Raw genomic sequence first — 1,184 nt, 5'->3', positions numbered from 1 at the left:
CAGGGCTATTTCATTCTAAATCTGTCCAGTATATGGTAAGATGAGCGCGCAAATTTTGCATAACGCATCGACTACCGTGTGTCAAATCGCAATTATAGAAGCCTTTATTGGACTAAAAGACCCCCGTCGCCGTGCTGGACAACGCCATACTCTTCCACTGTGCCTAGCTTTATTTACTTTGGCGATCGCCGCAGGGAATAGAGGATTTTTAGCAATTGGAGATTGGATTTCAAGCTACCATGAGCAGTTAGTTGATCTTTTAAAACCCCCAAAAAACAGACTACCTTCTTATAGCACCCTGCGTCGGGCTTTATTATACATAGATTACACAGACTATTCCGTATGTCTGGCGAAATTCTTTGACATCAAACCAATTTGCGGAGAAACCATTGGATTAGACGGCAAAGTCCTCAAAGGCTCATACCAAATTGAAAATGATAATCCTAACTCCGACTCTCATCCAGCAATTATGCTGGTCAGTACTTATATTGTCGAGCGAGGATTTATTCTAGAACCATGTGAGGTTAATGCCAAAACCAATGAAATTAAAGCAATACCTGAGTTGATTCAGAAACTGGCTTTAAAGGGAGTTGTTTTTGTTTTTGATGCAATTAATACCCAAAAAAAACTTGCGAGTTGATTATAGAGAGTGGGAATGATTATATTGCGGCCTTAAAAGGCAATCAGCAAGGTCTATTCAAAGATGTTAAAACAAATTTTATACCAGAGTCCACTTGCGAGCAGATAAATAAGGGGCACGGTCGAGTCGAAAAGCGTCATGTCAGTATTTGTCAAACACTTGATAATATTCGTCCTTGGCCCGGACTTCTCACTTTGATCCAAGTTAAGTCAGAACGTCAGGTTTTCACCCACAATGTGATAGAAGTAACTACTGAGACTCGTTATTACATTTCATCTCTATGTGAAACGGCTCAACAAATAGCTGAACGAATCAGAGGATATTGGGGTGTTGAGAATAAAGTTCATTACGTTCGGGACGTTACCCAAGGTGAAGATGCATCCAGAATTCGCACTACCCCCCTGCCTCAGATTTTTGCGCTCGCTCGCAATTTTTCACTCAATTTATACCGGGACAATATGTTTAAAAACATGGCACAAGCTCAACGTTTATGTTCTTTTGGACTAGACACACTCAAGCAGCTTTTTAGAATGAAATAGCCCTG

1 pseudogene is annotated in these 1,184 nt (G+C 40.6%); it reads left to right on the top strand.

The features are described from left to right. Nucleotides 1-40 precede the first annotated feature (40 nt). Nucleotides 41-1,179: pseudogene (locus tag V7K55_RS27490) on the top strand (ISAs1 family transposase). Nucleotides 1,180-1,184: the final 5 nt, after the last annotated feature.

This window comes from Nostoc sp., from assembly GCF_036919895.1.
In the GTDB taxonomy this organism is placed as follows: Bacteria; Cyanobacteriota; Cyanobacteriia; order Cyanobacteriales; family Nostocaceae; genus Nostoc.
This window is presented reverse-complemented; position numbering and strand designations above follow the sequence as displayed.